The following is a 17,024-nucleotide window of genomic DNA, read 5'->3' as shown; positions in this document are numbered from 1 at the left end:
GAATGATTTGATTATGATTCATATTGAAGATAAATAACCTAAAAAGACAACACCTGCGAACAAGAATAATATTTTTTTTCAATATAATCTGATTATCATAAAAATTACACCTTACATCACACATATTTACAAAAATATATTATTTGATGTATGTTTTCAAAAAAGAAACAGTACAAAATGTTGTTTTTCATTATTTTTGTGTTTTTAAGTGGTGTATGACTCTCAACTTTCTTCAACAAAAAGGAATCTTATATTTTTTTATCTGTCTTTCAGCAATATTTTTCTTATTCAATCCAGCGAAATTTCCGGCTGATGATGGCTTTTTCTACCCTCAAATTGCTTTCAATATCGTTCATGGGAAAGGTTCTTACTTCAATGATTTATATCTTACAAATGGATATCATCCGCTTTGGATGTTTTTTTGTGTCATTGCGGAGCTCATCAATCCGTTTGCCAAACAAAATGTAGTTTATATACTTTGGGCTTTACAAGTCATTTTTGTGTTATTAAGTTTCAAAAAGCTAGAAGTATTTTTCACAGATAATGTTGTTGGCAAAATTCTGGGATTCTTTTGCATCAGTATTTTATTTTTCAGCTTAGGAACACTTTATCTTATTGAGGCACATCTTAATCTGTTCTGTTTTTGCTTGCTGCTTTGGTTTTTAGCAAAACAAAAAAGCAACGATTGGATTTTTGGACTCCTATTTTCACTTGTTTTTCTCAGCAGATTGGATAACGTTTTTCCATTAGCATTTTTAGGAATTTATTATTTGGTTCAAAGAAAATGGGATTATAGAGTTTTTCTAAAATCCGGAATCATAATTATATTAATCGTAGGCGCTTATCTACTGAGTAATTTTTATTGGTTTGGAAGTCTTGTCCCAATTAGTGGAAGAATAAAAAGTTCTTTTCCTCATCTCCAACCCAACCTGTATCTAACGATCATTAGCAAGTTTTTCTTAGCAATTAATCTTATTGCAATATTATTTTTAATATTAATAAAAAGCACAAAATACCACTCTCTCAAGTTTTTCTTTGCATTAGGTTCATTATTCCAAATCCTTTATAACATTGGTTTTCAGTCTCAAATTGGACAATGGTATTATGTTGCGCAAACTTTGGTTTTGGTTTTATTGATTGGAGACCTTACATTGTTATTAATAAAAAGAAGAAATTCCAATTACGTTGTTTATCCTATTTTGATTTCAGGAATTTTAATTTCTTGTCTTATTGGATATTTTAAAATGAGTAGTAATTTCAGTATTCAATTTACTTTGTTAGATGAAAAATCTGAAATTGCTGACAGAAAACAAGATGAAGTAAAGGTTTTTGCTGAAGAAATTAAAAATACCTTACCCGAAAATTCAAGAATCTACACTTATGATTTTCCCGGAAAATTGGCTTTTTATTCTGATCTTAATATCATTCCTGCGGATGGATTGGTGGCAAATAAAACTTTCTTCGATGAAATATCAACTTTGAAATTTGATCAGTTTTTAAGAAAGAATAAAATTAGTTACCTCAATTTGCCAGCGGCTTTCATCAAAGATGATGATTATAATTTTATAGGGATTTTCGTAAAAGTAAGAAAAGGAAAAGCCACTTATTTCATCAAAAATTCGATGACAAAAGAAAAATTAGACTCGTTGGATTTGAAGAATTACAAGCTTATAAAATCCCATAAAAACCCTATCAAAACTTGGCAAAAAGAATATGATTCTATAATTGTTTTCCAGCTACAGTAACAATAAAATTACTTTTCAGACTATATATGTTCAAATTTTGTTTAAAATAAATTAACTTTGAGAAATTTAATTTTCAAATAATAATGAGTCAGTTAAAAGGCGTAGGTGTGGCTTTGGTAACACCTTTCAATGAAGATCTTTCTGTAGATTTTGATTCTCTTACCAGATTAATAGATTACAATATAGACAACGGAACCAATTTCCTCGTTGTTCTTGGAACTACAGCAGAAGCTGCAACACTTTCCAAGGAAGAAAAGGAAAAGGTGGTTGCGCACATCACTAAGATTAATAATAACAGATTACCTCTTGTTTTAGGAATTGGAGGAAACAATACGGCTGAAGTTGTAAAACAAATCAAGGAAACAGATTTATCAGATTTCGATGCGGTACTTTCGGTTTCTCCTTATTACAACAAACCAAACCAGGAAGGACTTTACCAGCATTATAAAGCTTTGGCTGAGACTGGCGAAAAAATTATCATTTATAATGTTCCGGGAAGAACTGGACAAAACGTAGAAGCTTCTACAACATTACGATTGGCTAATGAATTCCCCAATCTTTTTATGGTAAAAGAAGCCGCTCCGAATATCCTTCAATATTTTGATATCTTGAGACAAAAACCTGAGAATTTTTCTCTAATGTCTGGCGATGACGAGTACACACTTCCAGTAACTTTAGCAGGTGGAGACGGTGTGATTTCTGTAATTGGACAGGCTTATCCAAAAGAGTTTTCTACAATGGTAAAATTGGCTCGCAAAAGAGAAGTAGACGAAGCTTACAAGATTCATAATTCTTTGGTAGAAATCACCAGATTGATTTTTGCAGAAGGTAATCCTTGTGGTGTTAAAACTATTCTTGCAGAAAAAGGGATTATCAAAAATTACTTGAGACTTCCACTTGTTGCTGCTTCGGAAGGGCTTCAGGAAAAGATAAAACAAGAGATGCAAAAGCTTTCTTAATAAAACAAAAAGGTTCAGAAATTTCTGAACCTTTTTACTTACATATCTAATTTGATTTTATAAACATCTGAGGAATTTCTCACAATTCCTTCTTGGAAAAATCCATCATTTTGCGGAATTAGTTCTATAAAATCAAACACTTTACAACTTTTTGGTAACCCCGAGAAAACTAATGTAAACCAATATTCTTTTCCAAAAGGCACATCTGTCCAATCCGGAAAAAGACTGATATTCTCAAAATGAACCAACTTTGAAACGTGCTCAGATTGTCTATCAACCAAATAAGTGGAAGACCAAATCCTGATTTTCTCCTCCAGAAAAAATTCTGATTTGTAGCAACAGTGCAAAATCACCTGCTTTTCTTCTATAATTTCCGATTGGATTTTCTCCAGAAGTTCTTCTGCAATGTATGGTTTTACAATAGTTTCACTCATTTTGATTGAGTTCAAAAATTAATATTCCAATTCTAATTTTTCTTTAGAATATTCTCTGATTTGATTGATTAATTCTGGATGTTCAGCTAATTTTTTTCCATAGCTTGGAACCATTTCCAGAAGTTTGTCGTGCCATTCATTTTTCAGTTTTTCACCGAAACATTTCTCAAGAACCATAATCATTGCAAATGCAGAAGTACTAGCTCCTGGAGAAGCTCCTAAAAGCGATGCAATATTTCCTTCTTTATTTACCACAACCTCAGTTCCAAATTCCAATCTTCCTCCTTCGAAGCGGTCTCTTTTAATGATTTGAACTCGTTGTCCAGCGTGTTTCAATTCCCAATCCTCTTCTTTTGCATCTTTTACAAAATCTCTCAAATGTGACATTCTCTGAGACTTGTTCATTGTCACCTGCTGAATCAGATATCTTGTCAAAGGCATATTGTGCCACCATGCTCCAAATAATGAACGGATATTTTTGAAATTAACACTATCCGGCAAATCCAAATAACTTCCTTCTTTCAAAAACTTAGTTGAGAAACCTGCAAATGGACCAAACAACAATGCTTTTTTACCGTCTATGATTCTAAGGTCAAGATGCGGAACCGACATTGGTGGCGCTCCAACTGTAGCTTGCGTATAAACTTTAGCATTATGCTTTTCTACCAATTCCGGATTAGTTGTTACCAGCCATTGTCCACTTACTGGAAAACCACCGTAACCTTTACTTTCCTCGATTCCTGAACTATCCAAAAGAGGTAAAGCATATCCTCCGGCTCCAATGAAAACAAATTTAGCTTTCAGATTATGTTTAGTAAGGGTTTTTCTGTTTTTAACTTTCAGTTTCCATTCTCCTTTTTTCATTGGGGAAACATCTTTTACTTCGTGATAGGTGAAAACATCTATAGATTCTTTGTCCTTCAAATAATCAATTAGTTTTGAAGTCAATTTTCCAAAATCCACATCTGTTCCCTGATCCATTTTTGTAGCAGCAAGTTTGTCGCTAGACATTCTTTTCTGCATCATTAGTGGAACCCATTTTTCTAAAGTTTTGTGGTCATCTGCGTATTCCATTCCTTGGAACAATGCCGATTTTTGCAATGCAGCGTGTCTTTTTTTAAGATACTCTACATCTTTTTCACCAAAAACAAAACTCATATGCGAGCAAGAATTAATGAATTCTTTCGGATTATCAATCAAACCTTTGTTGATAAGATAAGACCAGAATTGCTTAGAAACTTCGAATTGTTCAGCAATATATTCCGCTTTTTTAATATCAATTTTACCTTCTTTCTCTGGTGTATAATTCAGTTCACAAAACGCTGAATGTCCCGTGCCTGCATTATTCCAAGCAGATGAACTTTCCTTTGCTACTTCACCAAGTCTTTCAAAAATTACAATTTTGAGCTTTGGGTCAAACTCGTGGAGCATTGCCGCCAAAGTTGCACTCATAATACCACCGCCGATTAGAGCAATGTCATATTTAGGTTTAGGAGTCATTTATTTAGATTTTTCGAGTGCAAAATTACTGATAAATGTCAACTTATCAGACTATTTGACTTAAAAAATCTTATCATTTGTTAAGAAAAATCAAATCTATTTTTAAACAAGGCTTTGAAAATTTTATTTATTAATTTTGCATCGGCTTTGGAAAATCAAAGTTTGAAGAATGAAAGCTTTAAAAACACTGAATCCATATTTCTGGAAACATCGCGTCTTACTTTTTTGGGGATTTTTATTTATTATTCTAAGTAACTTTTTTGCGATTTACAAAATCCAATATATCGGACAGACAATCAACATCATAGAGAAAAACTACTCAACTCTCAAGTTATCTTCTGACCTTAGCATTCTTGATAACGTCAAGAATAATTGGGCTTATTTCAAAATCATTTTTATCAATTCCGGAATTCTAATCGGCTGTTCTCTCCTATCTGGTTTTTTCACTTTTATGATGAGACAAACGATAATCGTAGCTTCCAGAAGAATCGAATATGAGTTGAAAAACAAAATCTATCGCCAATATCAAGAACTTTCAATTACCGATTACAAAAAGACGACAATTGGAGATTTATTAAATAGATTAAGTGAAGATGTTGTTGCCATTAGAATGTATCTTGGTCCTGGAGTAATGTATGTTGTGAATTTAATTATTCTATTAATTATCACAAGTATCTATATGTTTATGACGGATTTGCAGATGACACTTTGGACGTTAATTCCGCTACCCATTTTATCTTATGGGATTTATAAAGTGAGTGACATCATTAATAAAAAATCGAAAGTGATGCAGAAAAGCCAATCTGCAATTTCGACTTTTGTGCAGGATAGTTTTTCTGGAATCCGTGTTGTGAAATTCTTTAGTAAAGAAAGATATATTGAGAAAAATTACGGAATCAAGGTTAAAGATTACCAAGACAAAGCACTTGATTTGGCTAGAACAGAAGCTTACTTTTTCACGATTATCATTTTTGTCATCGGACTTCTGAACGTCGCAATTCTTTACATTGGTGGTCAAAAATATATTGCTGGGGAAATGAGCGTCGGAACTATTGCTGATTTCTTTATGTATATTAATATGCTGATTTTTCCTTTTTCAATGCTTGGCTGGGTAACCTCTGTCAATCAAAGAGCAGAAGCCAGTATGCAACGTGTGAATGAGTTTTTGGAAGTAGAATCAGAAATCGTCAATACAAATAATGAAGTTTATCCAATCAATGGAGAAATTGAATTCCGAAATGTAAGTTACACTTATCCAAATACAGGAATCAAAGCGATTGATAATCTAAGTTTTAAAATTGACGCGGGAAAATCTCTAGCCATAATGGGAAAAACAGGAAGTGGCAAATCGACAATCGCTCAACTTCTTTGTCGTTTGATTGATCCAGACGAAGGTGAAATTCTCGTTGATGGAAAAAATCTAAAAACCCATAATCTGAAACTTTACCGAGACAAAATCGGTTACACACCACAAGAAAGTTATCTATTTTCTGATACGATTGAGAATAATATTGGATTTGCTGTTGACAATCCAAATCACAGCTTGGTAGTAGAAATGGCGAAAAAAGCAGATGTACATAAAAATATTGAAGAATTCAAAAATCAATACGAAACAATGGTTGGAGAACGTGGCGTAATGCTTTCTGGAGGGCAAAAACAGAGGATTTGTATTGCCAGAGCTATGATAAAACAGCCTAATATTTTGATATTTGATGACTGTCTTTCTGCATTAGATACAGAGACGGAAGAAAACATTCTACAGAATATCGACAATGACATCAAAACCACTACTTCTATTATCATAACTCACAGAGAATCAAGCGCAAAAAGAGCAGACAAAATTTTGCATTTGGATTAATTATTCTAATATATTAATTTAAATTTATCAAAAATTTAAGAAAAACACTCATTTTAAACGTTTTTTTAACAAATAATTTTGAAATTCAGAGAATTCTATTATATTTGTTAATACACATTTCTAAAAATAAATAACAATGAGTGATTATAAGGAAAGACATGAGAATGAGATTTTCACTAAAGTGTTGAAAGCAGGCAGAAGAACGTATTTCTTTGATGTGCGAGAGACTAAGGCAGGTGATTATTATTTAACCATTACAGAAAGCAAGAAGAACTTTGGAGAGAATGGTGAAGCAACTTTTGAAAAACACAAAATCTATCTTTACAAAGAAGATTTCAAAAGCTTTCAAGAATTGTTTAATGACTCAACAGATTTTATCATCCAACAAAAAGGCGAAGATGTAATCTCTGAAAGACATGATAAAGACTTCAAATCAAAATCTTTTACAATAGAATCAGACGACGAAGTTTAAAAATAAAAAAAACGCATTATAAAATGCGTTTTTTATTTTTATAATCTTGATTACCATATAAAAACAAAAAAGCATTTCATAAATGAAATGCTTTTTTTCTGTGGGTGAATGAGGGGTCTCGAACCCCCGACCTCCGGAACCACAATCCGGCGCTCTAACCAACTGAGCTACAATCACCGTTTTTGCGTGTGCAAATATAACACTTTATCTTTTAATTACAAATTATTCCTTCAAAATTTTTAAGTGCAATCAATTTTTCTGTTGTAAAACCTTCTGCAAACTCAACCCCAGAAAGCCTTCCCAAATCTTGAGCTCTGTAAGTCAGGCTTTCTAGGAAGTCTTTTGTCGCAATAGGTGTTATTGGTTCTTTTGATTCTGGATTGTAAAATTGTGTTTTATAAGCTAAACAAGCTTCTATTTTTTGGTCCATAAACCCTGTAATATCAATCACAAACTCAGGGACTACATTTTTCCATTGGATATAATGAAAAATATGCTTAGGTCTCCAAACTTCCTGAGATTCGTTATTATCAAACGTTTCTATCTTTTTAAGCCCAGATAAGAAACAAGCATCAGAAACTAGTTTTGCAGCTTTTGCATGGTCTGGATGGCGGTCATCTATAGCATTTGCCAAAACAATTTCTGGTCTATACTTTCGGATTTTCTCTACTATTTTAAGCTGGTATTCTTCAGAATTATTAAGAAACCCATCTTTTAGTTTAAGATTCTCTCTGGCAGTAATACCTAAGATTTTTGCGGCATCGGATGCTTCCTGAGCTCGTGTCTCTGCTGTTCCTCTGGTTCCTAATTCGCCTTCCGTCAAATCAATAACACTAACTGTTTTACCTTCAGAAATTAATTTTATAATTGTCCCTCCACAACCTAACTCAACATCATCGGGGTGCGCTCCTATTGCCAGAAAATCACATTTCATAATTAAAATATTTTATACAAAATTACTAAAAACAAAACTTCCCAACTTTGTAGGTTGGGAAGTTTTTATAATTTAATAACCTAAATTATTTATTCAATGTATTTTGAAGATTAATAGCATCTTGGTATGTTGGGTCATACTCCAAAGATTTTGCGACATCTTGTTTAGCCTTTTCAGGATTTGTATCTTTTTCCATAAATGCAACAAAGAAATATGCATAACCCAAACTTGGTTTACTAGCTTCGATCTCTGCTGGTTTTACAAGAGAAATAAATTTCTCATAAGAAGCTTTAGCCATATCATTGTTTTTGGCTTGTTGATAAGCATAACCTTGACTGTAATAAGCAGGAGCCCAATCTGGAAGAGCAGATGACATTTTGCTCCAAGTTAAAATAGCTCCATCCCAGTTTTGAACGTTCTGATACTCTGTAGCTAATTTGTAAAGTGAATCTGTATCACTAGGATTTTCTACAATCTTTTTCTTAAGAGCTTCTATTGCTGGTGAAGTAGGACCTTGATCTACAGAAGCTGAATTGATTCCTCCTTTTACTTTTGCTAGTTCCTCGTCCCATTTTAATGTTTCGTCTTTTGCAGCTTTTGCAACAGCAATTTTTTGTTGAGAAAGTGCCTCCAACTGTGCTTTTTTAGCAGCATCTTTTTCATCTTTCGCCAATCCTGCAGCAATTAAACCTTGTAAACCATCATCAGATGGTTGGATTCTACTTTTTTCTGCTTTTGATAAAAATGTCTCAATGTTTTGTTGAGCTCCTACATAATCTCCATCTCCATACTGGATATAAGCACGCAATCTATATTTGATTACATCATCTACTTTATCAAAAACTGCATCTAATGTCTTTTTTGCATTAGCATAATCTTCATTTGTAAAATAAAGTTTAGCAATTTCTAATTGTGTATATGGATCCTCATCGGCATATTTGGTATAATTAATCAAATTCTGAGTTGCTTCTGCATTCTTCTGATATTTGATATTAAATCCTGCCAAAGCTTTGTAAGCTGGTGCATAAGTTGGATCTACAGCTATTGCTTTATCAATATTAGTTTTGGCTTGTTGCCATTGTTGAGCAGCAATCCAAAGTGTTCCTTTTCTTGTGTAAACAGAAGCTTTATTTTTTGCAACAGCCTCTGCTTTATCATAAGCTGTCATTGCATTTCCTGGATCTTTCTTGATTCTATAAGCATCTCCAAGAGAATAATAATAGTTAGCAGGGACACCTTTTTTCTCTGCTTTTTCAATTGCTTTGTTCAAAAATGTAATTGCTAAATCTGGAGAACTATTTTTTTCAAACAACGTCAAAGCTTCACCAGCACGGAAAAGAACTTCTGCATCTTTTTCTCTAGAGTCTTTTACAATCTGCTGGATTTCTGCAACTGCAGACTTATCTCCCTTTCCTAATTTTACAGAAGCTAAGCCGAGTTTATTCAAATAACTTTTAGGATCTGCAGCAAGTCCTTTGTTGAAGCTTTCTTGTGCGGAATCAAAATTTGGATCAAATTGAGTTAAGAATGTATTACCTAAGTAGAAATAATTGTTAGCATCTTTAGGATCTTGATTAATAAGGTCAGTGAAATTTTGTTTTGCTTTCGCATATTTTTGGCTATCTACAAAATTAATACCGTCTTGTACAGATTGTGCAAAACTAAAACTTGTAAAAAACCCTACTGCTGCTGTTACAGCAATCTTTTTTGATAAATTCATTATATACTCTGTTTTCATTTTTCGTAACTATAAAATTCTTTTAGTGACAATATTTAGACCAAAATAAATATTTATATTTAAACTTTCTGTTAAATAAATATTAAAAGTTCAATTATCTCATTTGAACCTCTCTTTTAAAAATATTATACGGCTGGAGACCTTCTTTCTCTACAACAATCTGTCCTAACTGTTGACAAGAAAATCTAATAAATCCATTTCCCAGTCCATAATATGCTTCATTCGTAAGTAGATATAATACTCTTGTGAATGGATAAGTCATATCTTTCAGATTATCACCATAAACATCGTAAGCTTTGTTATCCTTTATTACTTTAAGAACTTTCAACTCATTTCGAAGTTTTTCAGCTTCTTTGCCAAAAGGTCTACTAATAGTATTATAACTGATAACGCCTATTTTATCGGGATAATTTTTAAGTTGTTCTGCCACATTCTCATTTCCATTGATGATAGAAAACTTAAGATCCGAAGGATTTTTATGGAACTTCTGAGCAATAAAATTAAGATTACTGGAATTAGTCCCATCAAAAATTAATCTTTTTTTGTCTGATGAAAGTTCATTGTAGATTTCATCTATAGAAATTGATTCTAATGGAGAATCTTTTGGAACCACAAAAAGAACAGCATCAGCAGCAAATCTGGCAGGTTTCCAAGGTAAATCAATCTTTTTGTCAAAAGCCTCTTTTTCTTTTTTCGACAATTCTCTGGACATTACAATCACTCTAACTTTCTTATCCAAAAGATCAAGCAATCCCAAATCTTCTTTTTTTATAACAAGATTAATTTTTGTTTTTGGATTAAGTGCAGTATATCGTTCAACTAATGCTTCTGAGACGCTTTTAAAAGATTCATCAGCTTCAATTGTAATTTCACCTTTATTTGGATTGTCAATATCTTTATCTTTTGAACAAGAGTACATCATAGCAAAACTTGCTATAATCAGAAAAAATATTTTTTTCATTTTAATTATCTTTTTTGAGCGCTAATATTGCTCTTACAAATCTGAATATACCATAAACTATTAATAAAGCTCCCAGAGGATAAGCGATATTAGATATTACGATTTCCAGATATCTGTAAGCAATAATAAAGATACCGAAAGCAATGTAGAGAAATCCTACAATTAGAGAAAGCCATTTATACATATCACAAATTTAATAAAAAAAAGAGAAGTTATAATAACTTCTCTTTTATATAAAGTATTACAAATTAAATCCTTATTGGAATTGCATTGTAACAGGAATAGAATAATAAGATCTTACATTTTCTCCATTTTTCTTAGCTGGAGTCCATTTTTTAAGTTTCTTAACAACTCTAATTGTTTCTGAGTCAAAATCACTATTTCCAGATTTTTGAGTAACTCTAACATCAGAAACAGTTCCATCTCTTTCCACAATAAACTTAAGTTTAACAGTCAATTGACCTTCTCCTTCCATTGATGATGTATCAACATTATCCGCGATAAATCTTCTTACACCATTTAATCCTCCTGGGTAATCCGCATTTTGATCTACAGATTCATAAACTTCGTTCGTATTAATTTTAACCTCAGCAACCTTACCTGTTCCACTAGATGGTGGTGGAGGCGGTGGAGTATAAGCAGGAGTCTTAACTCCTTCTTGGTTAGCGAGCCCCGTGGTTGTTTCCAATTGTTTTGTAATTGGTGGTGGTGGTGTTTCAATCTTTGGTGCCTTCTTAGGTTCAGGAACAACATTCTGAATCACCTCTTGTTGTTCCGGCTCCTTTGGAGGAGGCGGAGGTGGTGGTTCTTCTTCTTTAGGTTGCTCTAGGATTGGTTCTTCTTCCAAGATATTCACCAACTCAGCCTCTACTTCTACTTTATCTTTAGCATTCATTTGCTGAATTTTAAGATAGACAAGAGGAGAAACCGCAAGAAGAATAAAGAAAGCAGTTCCTATCAAGAAAGATCTTGTAAGCAACTTAGGATACGCAGTTCTAAGATCATACGCACCGTATTCTTTATTTCTATTTTCAAATACAATCTCGTCAAGAGAAAGATCGTACTTCAAATTTTCGTCTGCCATTTTAATAATATTAAATATGATATTTGTAGTGAGAAATTACTCCCCAACTTTCTTTTTGTAAATGGCTAACTCCCAAGGTTTGATATCGGTAACCCCATATCTTTCATTTTTGGTAATGGCCATTTCATCAAGAATATCTACAAAATTCTTATATACTGCATCGTCTGTTGGCTTGATAATTACTGTGAATTTTTCTTTATCAGATGCTCCAGCTCTTGCTCTCTCAATTACTTTCGTAATACCTTCTCTATCGAAGTTTGTTTCAACAAGTGTTTGATCATTAAGACCAGCTTGATCCTGTTGGTGATAGAAAATTTTGTTATCTTTTCCTATAATAATAGAAATTGAATTATTCAATTTGATTTCTGTCTCTGGTGGTTCCTGGTGCTCCTTCGGTTTTGCCGGAAGACCAAGATCCATCACATTTGGTTTACTAAATGTTGTGGTGAACATGAAGAACATCAACATTAAGAAATTCAAATCAACCATCGGTGTCATATCTACACGTGGATTCTGCTTTTTCGAGCGGACCTTACCGCCTTTCCCGGAATCCTCTTTTACTTGTACTTCTGCCATTTCTTGATTAATTTTTATTTGTCTCTTGTGATGTAATCAACCAAAATTTAAGAAAATCAATATCTCTTAAACCTTCAAACAAGCTTTTTACTTTAGGATATTTTGTAGTCACATCTCCTTTAATCGCTAGCTTGTAGTTAGGATTAACGGCAAGACTCTGCTCTACCCAATCAATTAATTGCTTATTTGTACTATCCATCGGGATACCTTCTTTTGCTTTGAAAGCTTTTTGTTGTTCTGCAGGCAGATTCAAAAAACTTTTCAACTGTCCCATTGGTACGCTTACCGCTTCTACTTTTGCAAATGCAGCTTTTTCTGGGTTTGTAAAAGTCATTTTGTACTTCGCTCCCATTTTATCCAAAAGTTGTATTTTCTCTGAACCGTTATCTACCGGCTGAAAATAGAATACACCATCTGGAGTAACACTTACAGTCATAAGACTTGCATCAGGAAGTAACTTCTCTGATATAGAAGAAGGCGGTTTTATCTGTGCCACATCGGGCTTTTTGAACTGGGTAGTCATAATGAAGAATGTAAGAAGTAAGAATGTTACGTCACACATTGCTGTCATATCTAGAGCTACACCATGTCTTTTTGGTTTAATTCTCGCCATTATTTTGTCTATTTAACTATTTGATGAAATTTAAAATGTAAAACTACATTTTAAGAAAACACTCAGTTTCTTAGTGAAACTCAGCAAAAGATTGTTGGATGCTCATAGAGATCTCGTCGATCTTGTAAGTCAAACCATCAATTTTTGATGTAAAATAGTTATAAAGAATAATTGCAATTGCAGAAGTACCAATACCTAAAGCTGTATTCATCAAGGCCTCAGAGATACCGATTGATAATGCAGCAGCATCTGGCGTTCCACCTGCTTCTCCCAACGCTTGGAATGAACGAATCATACCTAATACCGTACCTAATAACGCTACCAACGTTGCAACTGTTCCTAATGTAGAAAGAATATTCATGTTCTTTTCTAACATTGGCATTTCAAGAGTAGTAGCCTCTTCAATAGCCTTATTAAGACCAGCCATTTTTTGTTCTTTGTCTAGAGTTGTATCGTGAGCTAATGCTTTGTAAGTCGTAAGACCTTCTTTCACTACATTCCCGATAGAACCTTGTTGTTTGTCGCACTCTTCTAAAGCTTCATCTACTTTATTTTTGTTAAGTAAGCTTCTGATTGTTAAAACAAAGTTATCTACATTTCCGCTTCCGGCTGCTTTGCTCAATACAATAGCTCTTTCAATAGCGAAAACAATAACGATAATCATAAAAGTAATCAACACAGGAACAAGAACTCCTCCCATATAAATAACTCCTAATCCGTGTGGGTGCAATTCTGTCCCTTTGATATCAGCAAATGCTACTGAAGCTGTACCAGCTGTACGTGCATCCTCCTGAAAGTTAGATGGATTACCTAAAACAAATAAAAAGATTGCAATACCAATAGCAAATAAAATTGGTATAATTACCGCAGGATTAAGACCTCCCTTTTTTCTAGCAACTACTTGCTCGTCTGTGTTTGAAACATTCATTTCCATATTAAAACTAAATTATAATTGTTAAATTTTATCGTGTAAAATAAAGTCAATTTTTTGAAAAATGCAAAATTATTTCGGGTTTGACTTCTAATTTTTTTATCTACTAAATTAACTCACTTTAAATATTAATTAAATAAAAGCAGGGTTTTTATGAATTCTTTATCTCTTTTCAAAACATTAAGGAAATATAATTAAAATTACACTTCATTATTTATGATTCTCATTTCAGTATTTTCCAATGCGAAGAATAATAAATTTTCTTAATATCTCTTAAGATTCTCTAAAATCAGATAACAATATTAATGATTTTCCTTGGAACGAAGATGAAATTTTTAACTGATTTATCTCCTAAAAACTTCTTCACGTCATCATTTTCCATCATTAGTTTTTCAACTTCTTCTTTTCCTAGGTCAGACGCCAACTTTATCTTAAATTTCATCTTCCCATTGAAGCTCACTGGATAATCAATCTCATCTTCAATTAGATAGCTTTCATCAAGCATTGGAAATTGTTCAAATTCAATAGATGTGCCGTTTCCTAGCAAATTCCATACCTCTTCGCAAATATGCGGTGCATATGGTGAGATAATAACAACCAAAGGTTGCAAAATATTGCGTTTGTTACATTTTAATTTCTGTAATTCGTTCACTGCAATCATAAAAGACGACACCGAAGTATTGAAAGAAAAATTCTCAATATCGTAAACCACTTTCTTGATTAATGTATGTAGAACTTTATATTCTTCTTTTGTTGGCTCTTCATCAGAAACAGAGAAATTATCTCCGTCAAAGTATAGATTCCAGAATTTTTTCAGGAAACCATAAACTCCACTTAGACCTTGCGTGTTCCAAGGTTTGGATTGCTCTAATGGACCAAGGAACATTTCGTACAATCTTAATCCGTCTGCTCCATATTCATTACAGATGTCATCCGGATTTACTACGTTGTATTTTGATTTGGACATTTTTTCTACTTCACGACCTGTGATGTATTTTCCCTCTTCCAAAATAAATTCTGCATCACCATAATCTGGTCTCCAAGCTTTGAAAGCTTCAGTATCTAATTCATCTGTTGTTCCTTTTAATAAAGAGACATCAACGTGGATTGCTTGAGTTTTATAATCTTTCGCTAAATTTTTAGAAACATATTGATTAGTTCCGTCAATTCTATAAACAAAAGCACTCATTCCCAAAATCATCCCCTGATTAATCAACTTTTGGAAAGGCTCATTTTGTTCAATATATCCTCTGTCATTTAAGAACATATTCCAAAAACGAGAATACAACAAGTGTCCTGTTGCGTGTTCGCTTCCACCGATATACAAATCAACTTGTCCCCAATAATCTGACAATTCTTTTTTACAGAAAACCTCATCATCATTCGGATCCATATATCTTAAGAAGTACCAAGAACTTCCTGCCCAACCTGGCATCGTGGATAATTCTAATGGGAAAACCGTTTTATCATCAATCAAATCCGTATCAACCACTTTTTGATTCGCTTCATCCCAAGCAAATGTTTTGGCATTTCCTAATGGCGGGTCGCCATCTTCGGTTGGCAAATATTTTTCAACCTCGGGAAGTTCCAAAGGCAAAGCAGAATTTGGCAACGTGTAAGGCATTCCTTCCTTATAATATATAGGAACCGGTTCGCCCCAATATCTTTGTCTTGAGAAAATTGCATCACGCTGTCTGTAATTCGTAGTTCCGTGACCAATTCCTTTATTTTCAATTTCAGCAATTATTTTTGCTTTGGCATCATTATAATTAAGACCATTCAAGAAATCAGAATTCACACAAACCGAATCTTTAGAATCATAAGCTTCTTCCTGAACATCCACATCAGATTCTACAACCTTTATAATTTCAAGATTAAATTTCTTCGCAAATCTGTGGTCACGCTCATCGTGTGCAGGAACAGCCATCACAGCTCCAGTTCCGTAACCCATCAACACATAATCCGAAATATAAACCGGAATTTTGTTCCCATTAAAAGGATTAATTGCATAACTTCCCGTAAAAGCACCACTCACATTTTTCACGTCGGCCATTCTATCACGTTCTGTTTTTTTCGAAGTTTCTTCTATATAATTAGCAATTTCCGTTGCTTGTTCTTCGGTTGTTAAATTTTGAACCAAAGGATTTTCTGGCGCCAAAACCATAAAAGTCGCACCGAAAATTGTATCAGGTCTTGTTGTGAAAACTTCGATTATTTCTCCATTTTCAGTAGCAAATCTAACTTGCGCTCCTTGAGATTTTCCAATCCAATATTCCTGAGAATCTTTCAACGGTTGTGGCCAGTCCAAAGTTTTCAACCCTTGCAACAATCTTTCCGAATATGCAGATATTCTCATACTCCACTGCATCATTTTCTTTTGGAAAACAGGGAAACCGCCTCTTTCGGATTTTCCGTCTTTTATTTCGTCATTCGCTAAAACAGTTCCCAATGCAGGACACCAGTTTACAGTTGTTTCCGCACGGAAAGCCAAACGGTAATTTAATAATATCTCTTCTTTTTCAATTTCAGAATAATTTTTCCATTCTTCTGAAGTGAAATTCAATTCGTCATTTTGATTCGCTTCAAGGCCTTCAGTTCCTTTTTCTTCAAGATGTTTTATTAAAGTTTCAATAGATTCTGCCTTGTCTGTATTTTTATTATACCAAGAATGAAACAATTGGATAAAAATCCATTGTGTCCATTTATAATAAGAAGCGTCCGAAGTTCTCACTTCCCTACTCCAGTCGAAAGAGAAACCAATTTTTCTTAATTGTTCCTCATATCTTGTGATATTTTGTTCTGTTGTAATTGCAGGATGCGTTCCTGTCTGGATGGCATATTGTTCTGCCGGAAGACCGAAGCTATCGTAACCAACCGGATGCAAAACATTAAAACCCTGATGTCTTTTGTATCGCGCATAGATATCAGAAGCAATATAACCGAGCGGATGCCCCACGTGAAGTCCAGCTCCAGAAGGATACGGAAACATATCGAGGACGTAAAATTTCGGTTTATCGGTTGAGTTGGAAGTCTTGTAAGTCTGGTTGTCTTCCCAGTATTTCTGCCACTTTTTTTCTATCTGCTGATGGTCGTAAAACATTCTATAAAGTAAGAATTAATAATGAATAATTTTTTTTTAAGATTCACAAAGTTAAGATTTTGAGAGGAAATGACAATTTTAAATTTTTAACGCTATTAAAACTCAAAAATGAAGTCTCT

15 protein-coding genes and 1 tRNA gene are annotated in these 17,024 nt (G+C 33.4%); 4 read left to right on the top strand and 12 right to left on the bottom strand.

The features are described 5' to 3' along the window. Positions 1-215 precede the first annotated feature (215 nt). Entirely contained in the window at positions 216-1,745 is a 1,530-nt protein-coding gene (locus DRF58_RS03880; RefSeq protein ID WP_123902354.1) for a hypothetical protein, read from the top strand. An 83-nt stretch (positions 1,746-1,828) separates the two neighbouring features. Beyond that, a complete protein-coding gene (gene dapA, locus DRF58_RS03875; protein WP_116033071.1) occupies positions 1,829-2,704 on the top strand; it encodes a 4-hydroxy-tetrahydrodipicolinate synthase in 876 nt (291 codons plus the stop codon). Positions 2,705-2,742: 38 nt separating this feature from the next. Here dapA and DRF58_RS03870 read toward each other — a convergent pair whose 3' ends face one another. Next, positions 2,743-3,138, bottom strand: a complete 396-nt coding sequence (locus DRF58_RS03870; protein WP_116033068.1) for a hypothetical protein — start codon at positions 3,136-3,138, stop codon at positions 2,743-2,745. 18 nt (positions 3,139-3,156) lie between these two features. After that, positions 3,157-4,638 (bottom strand): malate dehydrogenase (quinone), encoded by a 1,482-nt coding sequence (gene mqo, locus DRF58_RS03865; RefSeq protein WP_116033066.1) that lies wholly within the window; start codon positions 4,636-4,638, stop codon positions 3,157-3,159. Positions 4,639-4,807: 169 nt separating this feature from the next. On the opposite strand from mqo, the gene DRF58_RS03860 reads away from it, so the two are divergent. Then, the gene (locus DRF58_RS03860) at positions 4,808-6,496 is read left to right on the top strand and encodes an ABC transporter ATP-binding protein (protein WP_116033063.1); all 1,689 of its coding nucleotides are present in this window, start codon (positions 4,808-4,810) and stop codon (positions 6,494-6,496) included. A 136-nt stretch (positions 6,497-6,632) separates the two neighbouring features. Beyond that, the gene (locus DRF58_RS03855) at positions 6,633-6,968 is read left to right on the top strand and encodes a DUF3276 family protein (protein ID WP_116033060.1); all 336 of its coding nucleotides are present in this window, start codon (positions 6,633-6,635) and stop codon (positions 6,966-6,968) included. Positions 6,969-7,070: 102 nt separating this feature from the next. On the opposite strand, the gene DRF58_RS03850 is transcribed toward DRF58_RS03855, so the two are convergent. The 10 genes from DRF58_RS03850 to leuS form a co-directional block, all read right to left on the bottom strand. Beyond that, positions 7,071-7,146: transfer RNA gene (locus tag DRF58_RS03850), tRNA-His, on the bottom strand. 33 nt (positions 7,147-7,179) lie between these two features. After that, on the bottom strand, positions 7,180-7,902 hold the full coding sequence (bshB1, locus tag DRF58_RS03845; protein ID WP_116033058.1) for a bacillithiol biosynthesis deacetylase BshB1: 723 nt from the start codon (positions 7,900-7,902) through the stop codon (positions 7,180-7,182). An 85-nt stretch (positions 7,903-7,987) separates the two neighbouring features. Then, the gene (locus DRF58_RS03840) at positions 7,988-9,640 is read right to left on the bottom strand and encodes a tetratricopeptide repeat protein (protein ID WP_116033055.1); all 1,653 of its coding nucleotides are present in this window, start codon (positions 9,638-9,640) and stop codon (positions 7,988-7,990) included. A 94-nt stretch (positions 9,641-9,734) separates the two neighbouring features. Further along, positions 9,735-10,601 carry a PstS family phosphate ABC transporter substrate-binding protein gene (locus tag DRF58_RS03835; protein WP_116033053.1) on the bottom strand — a complete coding sequence of 289 codons (867 nt, stop codon included), beginning with the start codon at positions 10,599-10,601 and terminating at the stop codon, positions 9,735-9,737. Position 10,602: 1 nt separating this feature from the next. Further along, positions 10,603-10,785, bottom strand: a complete 183-nt coding sequence (locus tag DRF58_RS03830) for a C4-dicarboxylate ABC transporter (RefSeq protein ID WP_116033050.1) — start codon at positions 10,783-10,785, stop codon at positions 10,603-10,605. Between the two features lie 72 nt (positions 10,786-10,857). Beyond that, positions 10,858-11,685, bottom strand: a complete 828-nt coding sequence (locus DRF58_RS03825) for an energy transducer TonB (RefSeq protein ID WP_116033047.1) — start codon at positions 11,683-11,685, stop codon at positions 10,858-10,860. A gap of 36 nt (positions 11,686-11,721) precedes the next feature. Beyond that, the gene (locus tag DRF58_RS03820) at positions 11,722-12,261 is read right to left on the bottom strand and encodes an ExbD/TolR family protein (RefSeq protein ID WP_116033045.1); all 540 of its coding nucleotides are present in this window, start codon (positions 12,259-12,261) and stop codon (positions 11,722-11,724) included. Positions 12,262-12,268: 7 nt separating this feature from the next. Then, positions 12,269-12,874, bottom strand: a complete 606-nt coding sequence (locus DRF58_RS03815) for an ExbD/TolR family protein (RefSeq protein WP_116033042.1) — start codon at positions 12,872-12,874, stop codon at positions 12,269-12,271. Positions 12,875-12,944: 70 nt separating this feature from the next. Further along, positions 12,945-13,808: a MotA/TolQ/ExbB proton channel family protein gene (locus DRF58_RS03810; protein WP_116033040.1), complete on the bottom strand. Its 864-nt coding sequence runs from the start codon at positions 13,806-13,808 to the stop codon at positions 12,945-12,947. Positions 13,809-14,094: 286 nt separating this feature from the next. After that, the gene (gene leuS / locus DRF58_RS03805; protein WP_116033037.1) at positions 14,095-16,905 is read right to left on the bottom strand and encodes a leucine--tRNA ligase; all 2,811 of its coding nucleotides are present in this window, start codon (positions 16,903-16,905) and stop codon (positions 14,095-14,097) included. Between the last annotated feature and the right edge of the window lie 119 nt (positions 16,906-17,024).

The sequence above is a fragment of the Epilithonimonas hispanica genome (assembly GCF_003385395.1).
In the GTDB taxonomy this organism is placed as follows: domain Bacteria; phylum Bacteroidota; class Bacteroidia; order Flavobacteriales; family Weeksellaceae; genus Epilithonimonas; species Epilithonimonas hispanica.
The sequence above is the reverse complement of the archived record's forward strand: the minus strand, read 5'-3'. Positions and strand labels throughout refer to the sequence as shown.

What these genes read in the sequence shown, in the direction of transcription:
- DRF58_RS03880 (WP_123902354.1), top strand. Translation starts at nt 216, where the DNA reads ATGACTCTCAACTTTCTTCAACAAAAAGGAATCTTATATTTTTTTATC.
- dapA (WP_116033071.1), top strand. Translation starts at nt 1,829, where the DNA reads ATGAGTCAGTTAAAAGGCGTAGGTGTGGCTTTGGTAACACCTTTCAAT.
- DRF58_RS03870 (WP_116033068.1), bottom strand. Translation starts at nt 3,138, where the DNA reads ATGAGTGAAACTATTGTAAAACCATACATTGCAGAAGAACTTCTGGAG.
- mqo (WP_116033066.1), bottom strand. Translation starts at nt 4,638, where the DNA reads ATGACTCCTAAACCTAAATATGACATTGCTCTAATCGGCGGTGGTATT.
- DRF58_RS03860 (WP_116033063.1), top strand. Translation starts at nt 4,808, where the DNA reads ATGAAAGCTTTAAAAACACTGAATCCATATTTCTGGAAACATCGCGTC.
- DRF58_RS03855 (WP_116033060.1), top strand. Translation starts at nt 6,633, where the DNA reads ATGAGTGATTATAAGGAAAGACATGAGAATGAGATTTTCACTAAAGTG.
- bshB1 (WP_116033058.1), bottom strand. Translation starts at nt 7,902, where the DNA reads ATGAAATGTGATTTTCTGGCAATAGGAGCGCACCCCGATGATGTTGAG.
- DRF58_RS03840 (WP_116033055.1), bottom strand. Translation starts at nt 9,640, where the DNA reads ATGAAAACAGAGTATATAATGAATTTATCAAAAAAGATTGCTGTAACA.
- DRF58_RS03835 (WP_116033053.1), bottom strand. Translation starts at nt 10,601, where the DNA reads ATGAAAAAAATATTTTTTCTGATTATAGCAAGTTTTGCTATGATGTAC.
- DRF58_RS03830 (WP_116033050.1), bottom strand. Translation starts at nt 10,785, where the DNA reads ATGTATAAATGGCTTTCTCTAATTGTAGGATTTCTCTACATTGCTTTC.
- DRF58_RS03825 (WP_116033047.1), bottom strand. Translation starts at nt 11,685, where the DNA reads ATGGCAGACGAAAATTTGAAGTACGATCTTTCTCTTGACGAGATTGTA.
- DRF58_RS03820 (WP_116033045.1), bottom strand. Translation starts at nt 12,261, where the DNA reads ATGGCAGAAGTACAAGTAAAAGAGGATTCCGGGAAAGGCGGTAAGGTC.
- DRF58_RS03815 (WP_116033042.1), bottom strand. Translation starts at nt 12,874, where the DNA reads ATGGCGAGAATTAAACCAAAAAGACATGGTGTAGCTCTAGATATGACA.
- DRF58_RS03810 (WP_116033040.1), bottom strand. Translation starts at nt 13,808, where the DNA reads ATGGAAATGAATGTTTCAAACACAGACGAGCAAGTAGTTGCTAGAAAA.
- leuS (WP_116033037.1), bottom strand. Translation starts at nt 16,905, where the DNA reads ATGTTTTACGACCATCAGCAGATAGAAAAAAAGTGGCAGAAATACTGG.